Raw genomic sequence first — 16,696 nt, 5'->3', positions numbered from 1 at the left:
TTCATTGTTAGTTGACGCTGGGGGTCGCCGGTGACGATCCAGATCCCTGGTTATTTGCAGTGGGTTTCTTATCTGACCGGTTCGGAGTGGCCTCAGGGCGATGAGGACGCGATGCGCCGCATCGGCGACTATTGGCGTGATGCGGCCGATGACCTATCGGATCTGATCCCCGACTTGAACCGAGTGCGTTCGGAAACGCTCTCGGTGTTGATGGGTGAGACGGCCGATGCTGCTGAAGAGCAGTTCGCGATGTTGTTCGATGGGGATTATTCGGTCGACAAGTTGTCGCAGGCGATGTCGGCGTTGGGTGATCTCGCCGACGGTGCGGGTACTGAGATTGAGTACACCAAGCTGCAGATTCTTACGTCATTGGCGATTGCTGCCGCTGAGATTGCGTGGGCGCTTGCTGCTGCACCGGAGACTTTTGGTGGGTCGCTGGGTCTGATTCCGGTGACTGAGGCGGCCACGATGATGGCGGTACGTCAGATCGTGGCGATGTTGCTGCGGCAGTTGGTCAAGAAGCTCGGCGAAGCCATGACCAAGACCTTGGTCCGAAGGTTGCTCAGGGAAGCCGCGCAGGAAATTGCGATCGGCCTCGGCCAAGAGCTGGCGATCCAGGGCTTCCAGGCCGCTCAAGGCAATCGAGATGGAATCGATTGGAAGCAGGCCGGAATCGTTGCAGCCGCTTCCGGAATCGGTGGGGCCGTCGGATCACCTGTTGGCGAGGGCCTTACCAGGGCTATGGGCCGGTCGGACAACCCCGTGACGAACGCTCTAAAGGGCGCGTTGAGCGGCTACGGGGCGGGCATAGCCGGCAACGTCGCCGGGACGCTCGGCACCGGTGGTGAGCTGGACGCCGTGTCCATCTTCGGCGGTGCGGCCAGCAGCGCCGCGACCGGCGGCGTGCACGGCGCCAAGAGCGGCTCCCACAGCAATTCGCCCAACGGTAACGGTCGACCGGATACCGGCTCACCCGGAAGTCCCGACACCAACGGCGCCAACGATTCCCATCCCGGCGGCGAAGCGGGCAACAACGGGCAGCAGTCCCACAATGGCAGTCACAGCCAATCACCTAGCAACACTTCGACTTCTACGCCGGCGACCTCGCCCTCGGATAACGGCAGCCACGCCGGGGTGTCTTCCTCGCAGGACACTTCTGCCGCGACACCCGCCACGAGCACCTCCCAGGATCCGGTGTCGCACACCGCACCGACATCGCAGACGCCAACGAACGGTGAGAGCGGGCCTTCCGCCCCTTCGGAGAACAGCCATGCTCCGGCCGGACGGGACGGAAGCCCAGCCCAGCACGACGGCGGGCCGACGAATGAAACGTCCGGTACTCAAGAGCCCGCGAACCAGAACAGCACCCCCACAAACGATGCCGGTCAACAGCCCAACCACACCGGCGACCCGAAGCACACCGGTGATCCGACCGAGTCGACAAACACTCGGCCGGATACCATAACTGCCGGCCACCCGACCGACACCAGTACAGACGCCAATACCGACACGGCCACTCATACGGCCCCGGCGGAACACACGACCACCGAACCGCAGCAGTCTGCACCCGTCGCACAACCGGCCGCGTCGACACCGGCCGCCCCGAGTACGCCGTCGATGTCCACGCCGACATCCCCGAGCACTACGCCAGCCCCAACGACACCAGCCAACAACCCGTCGACACCGCCGGCGACCCCCGCCAAGGCGAGCCCGACCGACACGCCTGCACCCACCGCGCGACCGTCGCTGTCGGAGCCGTCGACAACGCATACCTCGACCGAACCTGCGGGAACTCCGACCGCGCGCAGCGCAGAAATCCATGCTGCACAAGATCGTTCGGGTCAAGAGGCCACCGACTCACAGGACGGACAGCATCACCAGGATCCCGATGCGAAACCGGAATCGGCGATCCCGCCCATCGCTGTAACCCCGGTGCTGCCGAACGTCGGCGGCGATGGTGTCTCGACACGGGCAGGGGACAGCGGAAGACCAAATGCGACGCGTCCGGGCCAGCGCCCAGTCGACGGCGCCGACAGAATCGGCGCCCGACGCGACCCGGCAGACGGCCAGCCACCACGGAACGGTGAGCCGCCCGATCGCGATGGCGGCCGCGCACGTCCCAGCGAGGACGCCGACCACTCGGACCAGACCCCGACGAACGGCGAAATACGTGATCCGGCACAGATTGTCGACGAACTGGGACAACACCGCACCGATCAAGACAACGGCCAGACGGCCGACGTGCACGATGCGGCGCAGCGGGTCCGCGATCAGTGGAGCGACCTGACCCAGGCCGAGCGCGACGCGGTAATCGCCCAGGAAACCAGGGATGGACACCGCACCGATCTCGGCGACCTCGACGGCCTGCCGGCCTCGGTGCGCGATGTCCTCAACCGGCACAACCTGGTCGAGGACATGGTTGCGGTCCATCCGCAGCACGCCGATGCGATCCGCGGATACGCGGACGCGATGAACGCGCACCTGGCTGACCCTGACACCGTCGCGCGCCCGAAGAGTTCCGTCGAGGATCCTGAGAACGGATTCAAGCTTCCCAATACCGAGCCAGGCCGACTGAAGCGACTTGCCTCACTGTTCACGGACAGCAACGACATCCGCGTGTTGACGCGGAATGCGGACGCCGTGTGGAATGCGGTCTACGGCCATCCCGAAAATGCCGAGCCTCGCCAGCTATACACATACGACCCGACGGCTTTCAACGGCGATGGTCGGATCGCAGTTGCCGTGGGCAATCTCGATACTGCTACTGCAGTGGCCGTACACACGCCGGGTATCACGACGACGATCCGCAGTATCGGACTCAACGTCGACAACGCTGAGAATCACCACATCCGAGCCCGCAGGGAACAGGGTGACGTGGAGACCGCCGTGGTGTCCTGGATCGGCTACGACGCGCCCTCCGGCAACCCGATCAAGCTTGGACGAGAAACCGCGACCCAGCAGTTCGCTGAAGCGGGCGGTCACCGTCTGGCCCATGACGTCGCCGGCATTGTCGGTTCGCGGTCCGACAGTCCGAATATCCACCTGTTCGGCCATTCCTACGGTTCGACCACCACGGCTCACGCGGGCGTCGGAGGCCGGCTTGGCGACTACGTCAGCACTGTGACACTGCTCGGCTCCCCGGGCGCCGGACCACTCGCGCATGCAAGGGAATTCGGAATCGGCGCGGAGAATGTCTATGTGGCGTCGGCGAGCCGCGACGTCGTCACGTGGACCGGCTCGCACATGGACGGAACACCGAACCGGGCCAGTACTTACCTACAGAACCTGAGTACGTCGACCTTCGTGGGCGTGGTCGAGGGCAGATACGGGCCGCTCACCAACTTGGCGATGGGAATCTCGAACCTCGCCGGCGGGCTCAGCGGTCGGTTGTCCGGCCTGGGCCAGGGCTTCGACCCGGCAATGTCCGAGTTCGGCGCGAACCGGCTTGCCGCGCAATACAATTCGCCCGAGCATCTCGGTGGAATCAAGCCACACACGCGCTACTTTGCCTCCGAAGAGTTCGCAGGTAGGGATCCGGTTCTGCTGCGCGACGATCCGAATGTCCGGGTCACCGAGTCGCTGGACAACTTCAGCCACATCCTCACCGGCAACACCGATCAGCTGAGCCTCGAGACGAATCACCGGGATCCGGACGCGATGTTCGGTGATCCGGCGCGCACTCGCGCAGCCGACCCCGCGTTGGGTTATCCGACGAACGACTGTGTGCCCCGAACCATCTACGGCTTTTCCGAACGTCATCCCGACACCACCGTCAAGCCGGTCGATGGCGAGTACGGGGATCGCGGTGTCCCGCGGTCGGATTACGAACGGGCACTGGGCACCCAATTACGCGATGCGACGTTGAACGACATCCTCGCTGCGATTCGCAGAGGCGAGAGCGTCATCGTCGTCGACACTTACCACGCCAACGGTCTGCCCGACGGTCATCCCGGTTCCCACACCTATGCCGTCGAGCCCAATCTCGACGACCCGAGCCGGCCGCTCGTCTACGAAGGTGACGAGCGGACTCCGCGCCCGTGGCCACCACAGGGTCTCGACCACGTCTCGCACACTCAGATCGCGACCTTCCATCCCGACGGAACGCCGACCCACCCAAACACCGATACCACCCACACCCCCAGGTCGGGCGACGACCAGCGTATCGCCGCGGCACACCGTGACTCACCGGAACACCGTGATCCCACCGAACTGCCCGCGCAAGACCGAACCGAGGGCCACGACTACCCGCCCGACCACATCTCAGATCTGCTCGACCTACCGGCCTACCACCCGGGATCGCTCTCGGATTACGAGGTGCGCTCGGTGTACCTCAACGGTGAGCAGCGCATGCACGCGCTTCACGAGAACCTGGTGCAACGCGGCGTCGATCCGGAGACACGGGCGCGGGCAATGTTCGAGGCGCGCAACGAACTTCGCTCCTGGGCCCGTGAACTGATGAGCGACCGCGCGGGTGCCGAGCGGCTCACCCGGGAGAACCCCAACCAGAGCTGGGACGACATCGTCGCCAAATACCGCGAGCGGGGTTTGGACGGCGACGACCTGTACAACACCATTGCCGACCGCTCGATGGCGAGCAGGCCGAGCGTGAACGAGAGCCTGGGCCTCGACCCGAACCGTCCGCCTCCGCTACCGGAGGTACGCGGTGGACCCGATGATCGAATCGGTGCAGCGCATCCCGACTCCGACCCGACGCACACAGGCGAGACGCGGGCGCAGTCTGATGAGTCCGGTTACGAGCCGCACCGGCCGCTGCAGAACACCGATCTGCCGTCGCAACTGCCCACGGACCCGGCACTTCGCGATCAAGTGATCGCCGAGGCGGTCCACCGTGCGCAGGAGCAACACCAGGCCAGAGCGGACGAGGTGAAACGGCTTCGGGCAGAAGCGAAAGACCTGACGAAGCAGGTCAAAGAAGCTCAGGGAGACCGGAAGCAAGAGCTCAAGCAGGAGCTGGCAGCAAAGCGAACGGAACTGAACGATGCCCAGCTCCGGGCCGACGAATCTCGTGAGCTCATTCGCGCCGTGAGCCAGGTTGACCACCTGCAGGGTTTGTTACAGCAGGAGCGGCACACCCCGGCAACCGACGGTACTGCCCTGCGGGCCGCGCAGCAGCGCATCGACGAGGCGCGGCCAGTTGCCGACACCCGACAGGTAGAAGTCCGACGTCTTGCCCGCGAACTGGCAGCGGCGGAAGCTGCCCGGCGATCCGCGGACCAAGCCCACGAAACGGCGCGCGCTGACGAGCTGGCTGCGCGTACGGAAAGACTGGAGTCGCAATTGCAAAGGGCGCGACGGCTACTTCGTACCTCAGATAGGCGCCTGCGCACCGAAGGCAACCGTGAGCAACATGCCGCCTGGAGGCATTCGTCTAACGACTCACGGGAAATGCGTCTTTCACAACAAATCGACGAGACGCAGCGGCGGTTGGCTGCCCGCTACAGCGAATTCGTCGCCTGCGACGATGCCTACGCCGACGTCCGACGCGCGCGCTCGAACGGAGAGGACGTGGGCGCCGCCCTTGACCGCCTGCAAGGCCTTCGAGAGGCGTCGGAGCTGGCACGGCGTGTAGACCTCGATGCCGAGATCCGGTCGGTGATCGACGAGGTGACCCGGCAATATCTGGAGTCTCGGATCCGCACTGACGGAATCGACGACGCCTGGGTGTCACGTGAACTGATGAGCAACGAGGACCGGGCCGCCCATTGGCCGGTGGTGGACTTGCACCACATCAGGCAGGACATTGCGAACCGCGTGGGTGAAGGCGCCGAGTGGCAGTTCGAGCGGCAGATGCGTGGTCTGACCCGCTGCACCGCTGAGGAGGTGGCCGATGCGCTCTCAATCTTCCACGACAGCGAAGTTCGCCCAGCACGCGGCGGAAATGCCCCGGCCCGCACTGCTTTCCAGGCTGCGCTACGACATCAGCTGCGTGCTGAGGCTGATCGTCTCGTTACGGAAGGTCGTTTCGCTGACGCTGACCAGTTCCTCACCGAACAGGTCGCATACGTGGTCTCACAATTGGCTGCCCTGCACGAGCAAGACTGTGCAGGAGGTGGGGCGGACCACATCCCGACGTACGTCGGATTGCCCGTACTCGCTGACGGCAGCATCAACTCGTCGCTCGGGTCACTATGGACCCAAACGATTGCCGGCTCGAACGGCGATCTACAGGTCTATCAAGCAATACGCGCGATCGCGCAAGCCCAGATCGCAGCGGGGCGTGGTGCTGACCCCCTCGATATCTGGTACACCAACTTCAGCTAGCCACGTCGACTGTCAGTCGATGGTGATGTCTGGCACTTCAAGCGATCTCAGTCGCACAAGTTCGGTCGCCGCGTCAGCGATCGTGGCGTTCTCCGCGCGGACACGACCGCCCTCTTGAACGCTCGGCGCAAAGCTGTAGACGGTGCTGTGGGTAGTCGGCCCCAAGCGGTCAGTGATTCGGGTGAACAGGTCTTCCTGCAGATCGTCGCCTTCGCGCGGATAGTCTGCATCGATCACGAATTGGCTGACTGGAAACCCGAGGATGTCGGTGATACCCATATCGATCCACTCCTGATCGGGTACGGCTTCTGGCCGGAAGAGCGCAATACTCGAGAACGCCGGCTCAATCTCGATCTTTTGTCCGAGTCCGGATTTGAAGCAGTAGATCTTGCCGTAGGCGGTGCGGAAGATGGGGATTTGTCCGCCCCGATAGTGGTCAGGGAGCTCTACGCCGTCGAGCCAGGTGTCGACGATGGGTTGCCAGGCATGTGGGTCGCATACCCAGAGCAGTCCGTTGCCGAATCCGGCGAATCCGATCTCGCGCCACAGGTCGAGCATCAACTCGGGGAGTTGATCACCGTATTCGTCGAAGTAGCTCTGTGGTACCTCGATGGGGTCGATCGGTTCGCCCCATCGGGATATGAAGTTGAGCAGCTCGAGACGCACAGTCATGTCCCTTCACCTGTGGCGGTCATGCCGGGTTGAACTTCTTCAGCGTAGTCATGGTGTCTGACGGGGCCATACATTGATTTCGTCGGCTGAGAAAGCCGCAGGACACGAGCTGCTGCAATGGGGTGTTGCGGCCTAGGGAGTCATAGGCCGCGTCAGGCCGGCCCGCGGCGGGCATATGCTGAGAAAATGGTGGCTGACGGACCCAGTGAAACAACGCGGTGGCAGGTGATCCGGGTGGACCAGACGGGCTTGGCCGGTACCACCGCGAGGTTGCTCACCTCTGATCCGACCGACGACGCCGGGTGGCCGGCTGACTTGCCGCCTGGGACAACGGAAGTGGTGCTCGCAGATGATACGCCCGGTCCGTTACTGACGTTGCGGGTGCACCCGGTCGGGGATTCGTCGAAGGTGGCGTTCGTCCGGTTCGATCAACTGGCCGTTCGCAGCTGAAGGGAAGACATCGGTGACTGACCCGCAGGAGTTCGATCCCGCACGGTATGCCGCGGAGTCGTTGGCCAAGGCGAATATTGGCGGCGTCTCGGCTGAACCGGCTGCGGATCCCCAGGCTCTGGTCGATCAGGCCGCCGGGATCGTCGCCCAGTCGGCGCCCGCGGGGTGGCGCTCGCTGCACGGTGTCTTCAGCCTCGCCGGTGGTGAGGAGATCGCAAAGGCAGTTGCGGTCTTGGGCGACCGGATCGTGGGTGTTCCGGTGGCTCCTGCGGCGGTCGACTTGGTCCGCCGGCAGCGGGAGTCGACCATCGGTGAACAGGGTCCATGGCTGCGGCTGTTGTTCGATCTCGATAATTCCGGTGAACTGAAGGTCGCATTCGACTACGGGGATATCGCGATTCCGGAAGATCAGCTGTTGTCGGCTGAGGCATACCTGCGGGATTTCGAGGCCTATCCACGATCCGATGCGCCGGTGTGGCTGTTGGCGCACATGGGGAACGAGGGCCAACAGACGCGAACACCGGCCCAGGCCTGGGCAGAGGCCGACGCGGAGGGTGCAGAGGTGCGGCAATCCGATGATGAGCTGCCGGCGTTTCCAGCGCTGTGGGCCCGTACGGCGGTACTTGCCGCTGTATGCCGTGGCTCAGAGGCACCCGTCGGACCACGCACGGATCCGGCGTTTGCCGTGTATCGCGGTGAGAATGGCGGGTGCACGATCGCTCGCCTGCCCGGAAACCGCGCGGTCGTTTCCGGCGGACGCGACGACTCCCCGCTGTTCTCGGCTGCGTACAAAGGCCTCATCGACTGGCCTGACCTTTATCGCGGCGCACCACTCTGGCTGCACAACCTGTACCTGGATCCGCGCGCTGGTCGGGGACTGCTCTCCTTCTGCTACTGGTGGGACGGCAAGAACTGGTATCGATCAGACCTGCCCCAGGCCGCAATGCTGGGGCCCGTCGATGAGCGTTGGCAGCCGACCGACGAAATCACTGCTGGAATGCCGGGGCTGTGGACGGCACAGACCACCGCCGACCTCGTTGCCGGCGTGCTCAAGCGCATCGGTGTCGAGCTGACTGACCGCAATGCATACGCCGCGCTGAACCTGGTGCGTGCCGCAGAGGCGGGCGTTGCGTCTGAGCGATACCTCAACCGGCTGTTCATCGAGGGCGTACCTGCGGATTTCGATGTGGCAGAGGCGGTTTCCCAACTCGACGCGGCCGGTGTCTTGCTGCCGGCATATCCGCCGATCGATGAGGCGACCGCAAAGGACCACGTCGTGGACTACTGTCTCACGAACCGTATCGACCCAGCTTCCTATCCGCTGGACCAACTGGCGGCCGGGCGGATGGACGCCGGGTGGCAGGTGTTTGCTCCCGTAGAGCCGGGAGAGGTCGCCATCGGACGTGCGTACTTTCTGGTCGCTGACGATGGTGTCGTCGAGAAAGCATCGACATCGACACTGCCCGATGAGGTCGCGTTGACGTTCGCGAGTCGCTTTGCGGCCCGCGTCCGTGGCTCGAACGGCGGCTAGTCGTGGATTGGCCGTGGGCAGATCGATCGTTTGTCGACTGGTTGTGGGTGCAGGTGCGGACAGGGTTTCGTCGGCAGCATGTGTATCCGATTCCGGATGTCGACCAACCGGGCTGCGAGGCAGGCGTGGTGTCGACTCGGCATTGGTTGGATTGGCGGCAGGCCAACTCTGTCACGGTGTTTGGTATCGAGTTCATGCGCCGGGTGGCCGCAGTGCTGGCCGAGCGCGGTATCACCCCTGTCGACGAGTGGGTAGAGCAGTCGTGGCATACGAGAGCGGGAAGCCCGACGCGGCACCAGTCGTTCATGGATCCCTATGGGGAAGCGAACGTTGCGGCACTGGTCAACAAGATCGCCTACCCGGTGGACAGTGTGACGTTTCACCAGATCATCATGGATGTTGTGCCCCAGGTACTCGAGTCGTTTCCGATGGAGTTGAGTAAGACCGTCGGTAAGCCGGGGCAGCACATGATCGCCCCGTACTTGTGGACGATCGACCTCAAAACACCCCGCATTCCAAGCACGTTCAAAACTCGAAACCATCTCCGCGAGATCGTCTTCACCAGCCCGCACTACTACTGCGGGTACACCGTGGCGCAAGGGCACATCCCCGTCTATCGGACGTCCGCGCAGTGGCCGTTGGACGCAGAGTTCGATCTTGTGCCGTTGACCTACGACCAGAATCCGAAGAAGCCGGTCCGCAGATCGGATATTCCGCAGGTCGCGAGCGAGGTTCTTTCCACAGTCAGCCGCATCAGCGAACGCCTTGGTTTCACGGTGGGGCCTGCGTCGGCTGGGCGATGGGTAAAAGATGGTGGCAATGCGAATCCTTACGTCGTGTCGGCGCACGTGGAGAACGACTTGCTGATCGACGAGTTGGTGCGGCGGGCTAGGCCGTTTGGCCACCTAGCCACAGTGGTGGCAGGGCAACCGGGGATACCGCAGCGGCGGAACGGCCGTCACGACATTGTGCGGTTCGCCGCTCGTCCAGGGTTCGCCGCCGCGGTATCAGAATCTCCCGACGATGGCCGCCTTGTTCTGACTGTCGAAAGCACATAACTGCTGAAACAGGCCATGCTCGCATCAATCTGCAGTGACTCCAAGCGAACTCGTCCTCAGGCCTGACCGCATCTTCAAACGATGTCTATCTGAGGACGTTCGAGAGAACGCAGGCGTTGTCGGTTCACCGGCGGCGTCGGTGACTACGACTGAAAATTTTCGGGAGCCTGATCAGCGATCCCTACAGTTAGAAGACGCGCGTGCGGGGCGCTTTCAGGGATCGCAGTCGTGTGAGTTCTACGGTGGCGTCTGCAGTCTTGGCGTATTCGAGGCGGATGTCGCCGCCCTCTTGAACACTGGGCTCAAAGGTGTAGATCGTGTCGCTTGTGGTGCGGCCTAGCCGCTCAACAATGCGAGGAAACAGATCCTCCTGGTAATCCTCTCCGTCATCCGATGGATCGGCGTGAAGAAGAAATTGTCTAGCAGGAAATCTGAGGAAGCTGCTGATGTCCATGTCGATCCACTTCTGGCCCGCAACCGGTCCGGGCCGGAAGAGGGCGATCTTGGACAAAGCGGGTTTGATGGTCAGCTTTTGCCCAAGCCCTTGCTTGAAGCAATTGATCTCTCCGTAGGCGGTGCGGAAGATGGGGATTTGTCCGCCCCGATAGTGGTCAGGGAGCTCTACGCCGTCGAGCCAGGTGTCGACGATGGGTTGCCAGGCATGTGGGTCGCATACCCAGAGCAGTCCGTTGCCGAATCCGGCGAATCCGATCTCGCGCCACAGGTCGAGCATCAACTCGGGGAGTTGATCACCGTATTCGTCGAAGTAGCTCTGTGGTACCTCGATGGGGTCGATCGGTTCGCCCCATCGGGATATGAAGTTGAGCAGTTCCAGACGCACAGTCATGTCCCTTCACCGGTAGCGGTCATGCAGAGGGCTGTGCTTTTAGCGTAGCCAAGGTGCCCGGCATGGTCGGCCTAGGCGGTCATAGGCCGCATGAGGGCGCGGTGCTGAACCGCCCGGGCTTGATGCACACCTTCTTTCGGGGGAAGGGTTGTTCGCATCATGCCGAAGAAGTCCGACGGTCGGGGGCCGGCGGCCCGCTAATGTGAAGTGCGTAGTAGCTGGCTGCATTGAAACATCCGGGGGTAAGCCAGGTGAAGAAAAATGGGTCGAGCTGGTCGGCGCGCTGATCGGGCTTTGCTTGATCGGCTGGGGCATCATGACGTTGTCGACGGCGGGTGAATCGTGTGGATCGCACAAGATGAGCGGCGGCGACCGATGCACCACCATCACCGGCAATCACAGCAGCTCAACTCGTAGCCAAGGCGAGCAGGCTGTCAACGGCAACTGAAAACTGACCAGCTGTCGGCAATCCAAAATTGACCAGCTTGGGGTTCATTGGTCGTCGGTCGTGACGGTGGGGACGCGGCCGAGGTCTCGGTCTTTGATGCGGTAGCTGTCTCCTTTGAGTGCGATGACTTCGGCGTGGTGCACGAGGCGGTCGATCATGGCTGCGGCGACGACGTCGTCTCCGAAGACCTCTCCCCAGCGGCCGAAAGGCTTGTTGGAGGTGACGATGAGGCTGGCGCGTTCGTAGCGGGAGGACACCAATTGGAAGAACAGGTTGGCGGCTTCGGGCTCGAACGGTTTGGCCCAGATCCGTTCATGATCGGCGACCAAGACGCCGGCGCACCAGACTCGGACCCGCCCCAGATCTGCGGTGACTTCGATGCGCCGCCCGACCGCGCCGGGATGCACCGAGTAGTCGTTGCCATCGAGTCGGATGTAGTGATCGCGCGGCAGCCGGGTCGAATTGCGCCAACCCACACTCGGCCCGACCGGCGGCAACGCCAGCATCACCGCCTTGTCAGCCTCGATCCGGTCGGCCGGGCGGCACTGCAACACTCGGTGTTGGCGGTGATTGGCCCGCACCAACCACTGGGCCAACTGGGTGTTGAAAGTCCGCCGGTGAGCTGAATACCCGACCCGGCAGGAACGCGCGTTCGAGGTAGTCGTGGAAACGCTCGACAAGGCCCGGCCGGTTTGCAGATCAGCACCTTGGCCGCCAGCGTGCCACGAAATCCCTGGCATGCCGTGGTCAGTTCAGGTTGTCGTGCCCGCCAGCGCCCGACCGCGCCTTCACCGTCCCACACCAACAACCGCGGCACCGCACCCAAAATCGAAAGATGCTGCCACCAACCGGCATACAGATCTTCTGCGCTGCGGGTAGGGATGAGCAGCGCTGATGCCCACCGCGAATACCCACACACCATCGTCAACACCGGCAGTGCAGTAGCGGTGCGGACCTGACCGTATCCGACCGGCACCTCGATATCGGGAAATCAGAAGTCGCATTGGGCGATCTCGCCGGCAACGTAGATCGTGCGTGAGGCTGGATCCGGCGGCAGATACACCGGACGCAACTCCCGCACCCGCTCACTAAGCGTTCGGATCGAGTATGACCATCCGATCCGCTCAGCGATCACCGTCGCCGGCATTCGCGGATAGGCCGCCAGCAGTTCACGAATCCTCGGTTCGACCTCGTCAACCACCGACCCCGCCGGCGCACGCTCGTACTTCGGCGGCCCCTGCGAGGCCAGTGCCGCCTTCACCGTGTTCCGAGAAATCCCCAACACTCGTGCGACCTCCGAGATCGGCAACCGCTCCGACCGGCGCAACCGCCGGATCTCTGCCCAGTCCTCCACGCTCAACACTCGCTTCCTCCCTTGGCCGATAGCCAAGGGTCTCCAGGAAGCTGGTCAATTTTCAGTTGCCGCGCACTGGTCAGTATTCAATTGCCGTCGACACAGGCGTCAAAAGATCAGCGAACCGGGCTATTCCAGCTCGGTTTCGGCATGTTGATCACGGGTGCATGTGTGTGGTCAATGCTTCCCGACAGGAATCTTCATCGCCCACAGGTGCTCAGGCGTCGCATCCACCGCAGCAATGGCCGCGTGCAAATCCGCCCGGCCACTGAACTCGGGATCCGAGCCTCGTCCAGGGCGGTGTACCGTCACGCTGCGAGCGTCCAGAGCACCAGCACAGGCAGCGTGATCAGGTAGGCGATTGCGCAGGATTGAAATACCTTGTGGGATATGACGCCGCCGCCGCGACCGGTGAGTACTTCCAGTGGACTGGTGGAATCGTTGTCGCCGCCGTCTTCTAAGGTCAACGCGCACACCAATAAAAGAGTGTCGGCGGCGATGAGCAGCGGCCACACGGTCGGTGGCGCAGCGAATCCGGCGAAGATCAACGGTCCGAGCGTGATCGCTGGGAGCAGGCCGACAGAGAGAACGCTGGCCAATAGGGTGATCATTGCCAACCAGCCGAACGCTGTCAACCGCAAGAGCAGCGCGAGGACGACGACGCCAATCTGGATGTAACCCATCGACATGGCGGTCACCGCGGTGTGGGGTGGTCGCCGATAGCCAGTTGGTCGAACGCGGCCACTGCTGCCCTCGATTCGTCCCGCGTGCAGACCCTCACGGCTGCGTTCGGGCTTGGTGTGTCGTCGACGAAGACGAGTTCGGCGGCTCCCTGCGGGAGATCGGCCGGCCAGCCGGCATCGTCACCGACGTTCGGTGAAGTGTGGACTCGTCTGTACAGACCGCGGAAAACATCGCGTACCGGCACGCTGACCACATCACCGTCCGTCGTACGACGCCCGTAGCCTGGCGAACTTCTCCGACACCGCGCCGGCCAATTCGATGTAGGCCTGCATGGTGGCAGGTTTGAGCAAGCCGAAGTCGATGTCGGCACCTTCGGCGAGATGCTCGTCGAAGGGGATCAAATGTATTGACCGGCAACGTGCTTCGAAGTGCTCGTACACTTTGTCCAGTTTCAGCGCTGCCGAGCCCGGCCGTGAGGCACTCAGTACGACGTGAGCTTCCCGTACCAGTCCGGCGTGGCCGTGCTGCATCAGCCAGTCGAGGGTGGCCGACGCGCTGCGGGCAGCGTCGATGGCCGGCGAGCTCACCAGCACGATGGCGTGCGCGAGATCGAGCACGCCCGCCATCGCGGAGTGCATGATGCCAGTGCCGCAATCGGTCAAGATGATGTTGTAGTAGTGGCGCAGGATATCCATGGTGTGGCGATAGTCGGTCTCACCGAACACCTCGGCCACCGCCGGATCCTGTTCGCTCGCCAGGACTTCGAGGCGACTCGAGGCCATCCGTGTATGAGCCCGAACATCCGCATAGCGACGGATGTTCGGATCGCGTAGCAGGTCGCGCACCGTGGATCTCGTGGAGAAGTCCCGGACGCGCTCAGCGAGGGTGCCGCGGTCGGGGTTGGCATCGAGTGCGATAACCCGGTCGGTCCGCACCATCGCCAGCGCCGACCCGAGCCCCAAAGTGGTTGTGGTCTTACCGACTCCACCTTTGATCGAAAGCACCGCAATGCGGAAGTCGCCGACGATGGGTTGGCGGATCTGCGCGAGAAGTTCCTCCATCTCGCGGTTCTTCCGGGAGTCGCCAGGATTGACCCGGCCACCGGTGGCTTTGTGCACCGTGCGTCGCCAACCCGACTGCGGAGCGTGCCGACCCCGGTTGAACACCTCGGCTTCGTCGAGTGAGGGTGGCACCCGGAAGGCTTGCGGCTGTTGGTAATTCGGCGGCGGAGGAGACGCCGACGGCGGCGGAACCCAGCCCTCCGGCTGCGCATGGCGCGGCTGTTCGGCCTGCGGTGGTGGCGGCGCGGCGTGGCGAGCCTGCTCCGCATGACGCGGAGGTGGCGGTGGTGGTGGCGGTGGTGGCGCCGAGGGCACCTCCTGCCCCGGCTGACCCTGCGGGCGCGGCAATGGCGGTGGTGGCAACCAACCTGGCGGCGGCAGTGGCGGCATGTTTGCCCATGGCGGCGGATTTCCCCAGCCAGGTGGTGGCGGCGGAGGTGGCAGTGGGCCCCATCCGGGTGGAGGGCCCTGAAAGCCAGGAGGTGGTTGCGGCGGTTGGCTCTGGGCGGCGGGGGGTTCGACCTCGTTCGGCGGTGCCGGTGGCGATGGCGGTGGGCCAGCCGGTTCGGTGGCCTTCGGGTCGACCGGTCGGACCACCTGGCGCCCAGTGGCGTCGAGGGTGGGATCGAACTCCCGGCTCATCGCCGGGCTAGGAACCTGCCACGGGGGCAGTGCCATCCGCTTGTCAGACCGCTGCCGTGCAGGTAGCTCAGCTGGGCCGGCAGGGCGGTACTGATCGGGCTCTACGGGTCCGTCGTAATCGCCGGGCTCCAGCTCCGGCTCCGACGGTGCTGGTGGTGCCACGTCCTCGGGGGTTGCGGGCGAGGTCTCACTGTCGGAAACCTCAACTGGCGCTAGCTCTTCATCGGGGAGATCTGTGGGTTGCGGGGCATCAATGGCCGCGGCCTGCTCGATGTCCGAATCGTCCTCGACAATGCTCCTGTCGGAGGTCTCGACATCGACATCGACATCGACATCGGCATCGGTGCCATCGCGCTGATCCGCAGCATCGAATGGACCGACCGGGGCAACCTCCGGAGCCGTGTCCCCTACTGGTTCGCGGACTGGTTCGATCTCTTCGGGCTCAGCCGTCGGCTCAGGCTCCGCGGGTGCGGATTGGCTGCGACGCGCTTCCATCTGCGCCAGCAGTCGCGCCGCGCGGGCTTCGATGGTGTCGAGTTCTCGTGCCGTTTCGGGTGTTTTGGAGGCGGGTTCCGGTGTTGGTTCTGGTTCCGGGGTGGTGCTGGGTGCGATGTCTTCGGTGAGGGGTGCGTCGTCGAAGGTTTCGGGGCTGTCCGGTTCTTCGGTTATTTCGAAGTCGACGGGTTCGGGGGTGGTGTCGGGAAGTGGTTCGTCGCGTGCCGGTGGTGCTTGGAGCTCGTCGGCAGTTTCTTCGGCGATCGGATCTTCGGTGGGCTCGGCTGGTGGCTGTCGGCGCGCCAGCAGCCGGTCGGCGCGGACTTCGATGTCGTCGAGTTCTGGTGGTGTTGAGGGTGTTTCGAACGTTGGTTCGGGCTCGGGTGCGGCGAAGGTGGTGTCGCCGACGCTGGCGTTGGTGTCCTCGGTGAGGGGTGCGTCGTCAAAGGTTTCGGGTGTGGCCGGTTCGTCGGTTACTTCGAAGGCGACGGGTTCGGGCATTGCATCGGGCAGTGGTTCGTCGTGGACCGGCAGATCTTCGATCTCCTCGGCGGGGGGTTCTTCCGTGCGCTCGAACTCGAAGCCAACGGCGTCGATCGGAGGGCCGCTGCTTTCCACCTCAGCGTCGGAGCCGTGAGCGGCCCGTCCAGTGCTGGTGTCTCCTACCCTGACAATTTCGTCGGGATAAGGGGCGTCGCGGTACTTGCGGGCGATCTCGTCGAACCAGGGTGACCCGATATCGGATCCGCTGTCCGCGTTCGAGGGCTTCTGGTCGATGTGGTGAGGTTCGTCGTCGATACGGGTGTGACGAGCCCGCGACGGTGCTGGGGTGCCGGAATCGTCGACATCATCGGAAGGCGCGGGAGCCTGTTCGGCCCTCAGCCGGGAATTCCGCAACTCCATACTCGGCGGAGGGCTGGATACGCGGACCCTCGAGATGACGCCATCGGGGAGCGCCTCGGCTGGTTGCTCCAGCGGCCGCTGAGGCGGTGGAGGTTCTGCGGGCGCTGGGGAATCGTCGACTTTGGACTGTTTGCTGCGCCGGGAACGGCGCCGTCCTTCGCGAGGTTCCTGCTGAGCGGAGGTCCCGGCAAGCCATGGCGGTAGCGCGGGTCCGCTCCGTTCCGCCGGTGGCGGTTCGTGATCGGCCAAGACCCCTCGCTCCCCTGAAA

General features: G+C 63.8%; 9 protein-coding genes and 2 pseudogenes. 4 read left to right on the top strand and 7 right to left on the bottom strand.

Features of this window, described 5'->3' with window-relative positions; all coding sequences use genetic code 11:
- The first annotated feature begins 30 nt into the window (after window positions 1–30).
- A complete protein-coding gene (locus A5779_RS02760; protein WP_064878708.1) occupies window positions 31–6,282 on the top strand; it encodes an alpha/beta hydrolase in 6,252 nt (2,083 codons plus the stop codon).
- A gap of 12 nt (window positions 6,283–6,294) precedes the next feature.
- On the opposite strand, the gene A5779_RS02755 is transcribed toward A5779_RS02760, so the two are convergent.
- Complete coding sequence (locus A5779_RS02755; protein ID WP_064878706.1) at window positions 6,295–6,954, bottom strand: GAD-like domain-containing protein; 660 nt, start codon at window positions 6,952–6,954, stop codon at window positions 6,295–6,297.
- Window positions 6,955–7,140: 186 nt separating this feature from the next.
- Between A5779_RS02755 and A5779_RS02750 the strand changes: the two genes are divergently transcribed.
- Genes A5779_RS02750 through A5779_RS02740 form a run of 3 tightly spaced genes read left to right on the top strand, consistent with a single transcriptional unit; the run spans window position 7,141 to window position 9,993 of the window.
- Window positions 7,141–7,404: a DUF7161 family protein gene (locus A5779_RS02750; RefSeq protein ID WP_064878704.1), complete on the top strand. Its 264-nt coding sequence runs from the start codon at window positions 7,141–7,143 to the stop codon at window positions 7,402–7,404.
- 13 nt (window positions 7,405–7,417) lie between these two features.
- On the top strand, window positions 7,418–8,935 hold the full coding sequence (locus A5779_RS02745; RefSeq protein ID WP_064878702.1) for an antitoxin YezG family protein: 1,518 nt from the start codon (window positions 7,418–7,420) through the stop codon (window positions 8,933–8,935).
- A 2-nt stretch (window positions 8,936–8,937) separates the two neighbouring features.
- The gene (locus tag A5779_RS02740; RefSeq protein ID WP_131811555.1) at window positions 8,938–9,993 is read left to right on the top strand and encodes a hypothetical protein; all 1,056 of its coding nucleotides are present in this window, start codon (window positions 8,938–8,940) and stop codon (window positions 9,991–9,993) included.
- A gap of 187 nt (window positions 9,994–10,180) precedes the next feature.
- On the opposite strand, the gene A5779_RS02735 is transcribed toward A5779_RS02740, so the two are convergent.
- The 6 genes and pseudogenes from A5779_RS02735 to A5779_RS33385 form a co-directional block, all read right to left on the bottom strand.
- Window positions 10,181–10,840 carry a GAD-like domain-containing protein gene (locus tag A5779_RS02735; RefSeq protein ID WP_064878698.1) on the bottom strand — a complete coding sequence of 220 codons (660 nt, stop codon included), beginning with the start codon at window positions 10,838–10,840 and terminating at the stop codon, window positions 10,181–10,183.
- A gap of 492 nt (window positions 10,841–11,332) precedes the next feature.
- Window positions 11,333–11,533, bottom strand: a pseudogene (locus A5779_RS33390) (ATP-binding protein); the annotation flags it as partial.
- Between the two features lie 54 nt (window positions 11,534–11,587).
- Window positions 11,588–12,651: pseudogene (gene istA / locus A5779_RS32745) on the bottom strand (IS21 family transposase); the annotation flags it as partial.
- 299 nt (window positions 12,652–12,950) lie between these two features.
- Complete coding sequence (locus tag A5779_RS02720) at window positions 12,951–13,331, bottom strand: hypothetical protein (protein ID WP_131811554.1); 381 nt, start codon at window positions 13,329–13,331, stop codon at window positions 12,951–12,953.
- A gap of 5 nt (window positions 13,332–13,336) precedes the next feature.
- Window positions 13,337–13,570, bottom strand: coding sequence for a DUF7161 family protein (locus A5779_RS35030; protein ID WP_461786797.1), 234 nt, complete (start codon window positions 13,568–13,570; stop codon window positions 13,337–13,339).
- A 10-nt stretch (window positions 13,571–13,580) separates the two neighbouring features.
- Complete coding sequence (locus A5779_RS33385) at window positions 13,581–16,427, bottom strand: nucleotide-binding protein (RefSeq protein WP_110776824.1); 2,847 nt, start codon at window positions 16,425–16,427, stop codon at window positions 13,581–13,583.
- Window positions 16,428–16,696: the final 269 nt, after the last annotated feature.

Source organism: Mycolicibacterium peregrinum (genome assembly GCF_001665625.1).
GTDB classification, from domain to species: Bacteria; Actinomycetota; Actinomycetes; order Mycobacteriales; family Mycobacteriaceae; genus Mycobacterium; species Mycobacterium peregrinum_B.
This window is presented reverse-complemented; position numbering and strand designations above follow the sequence as displayed.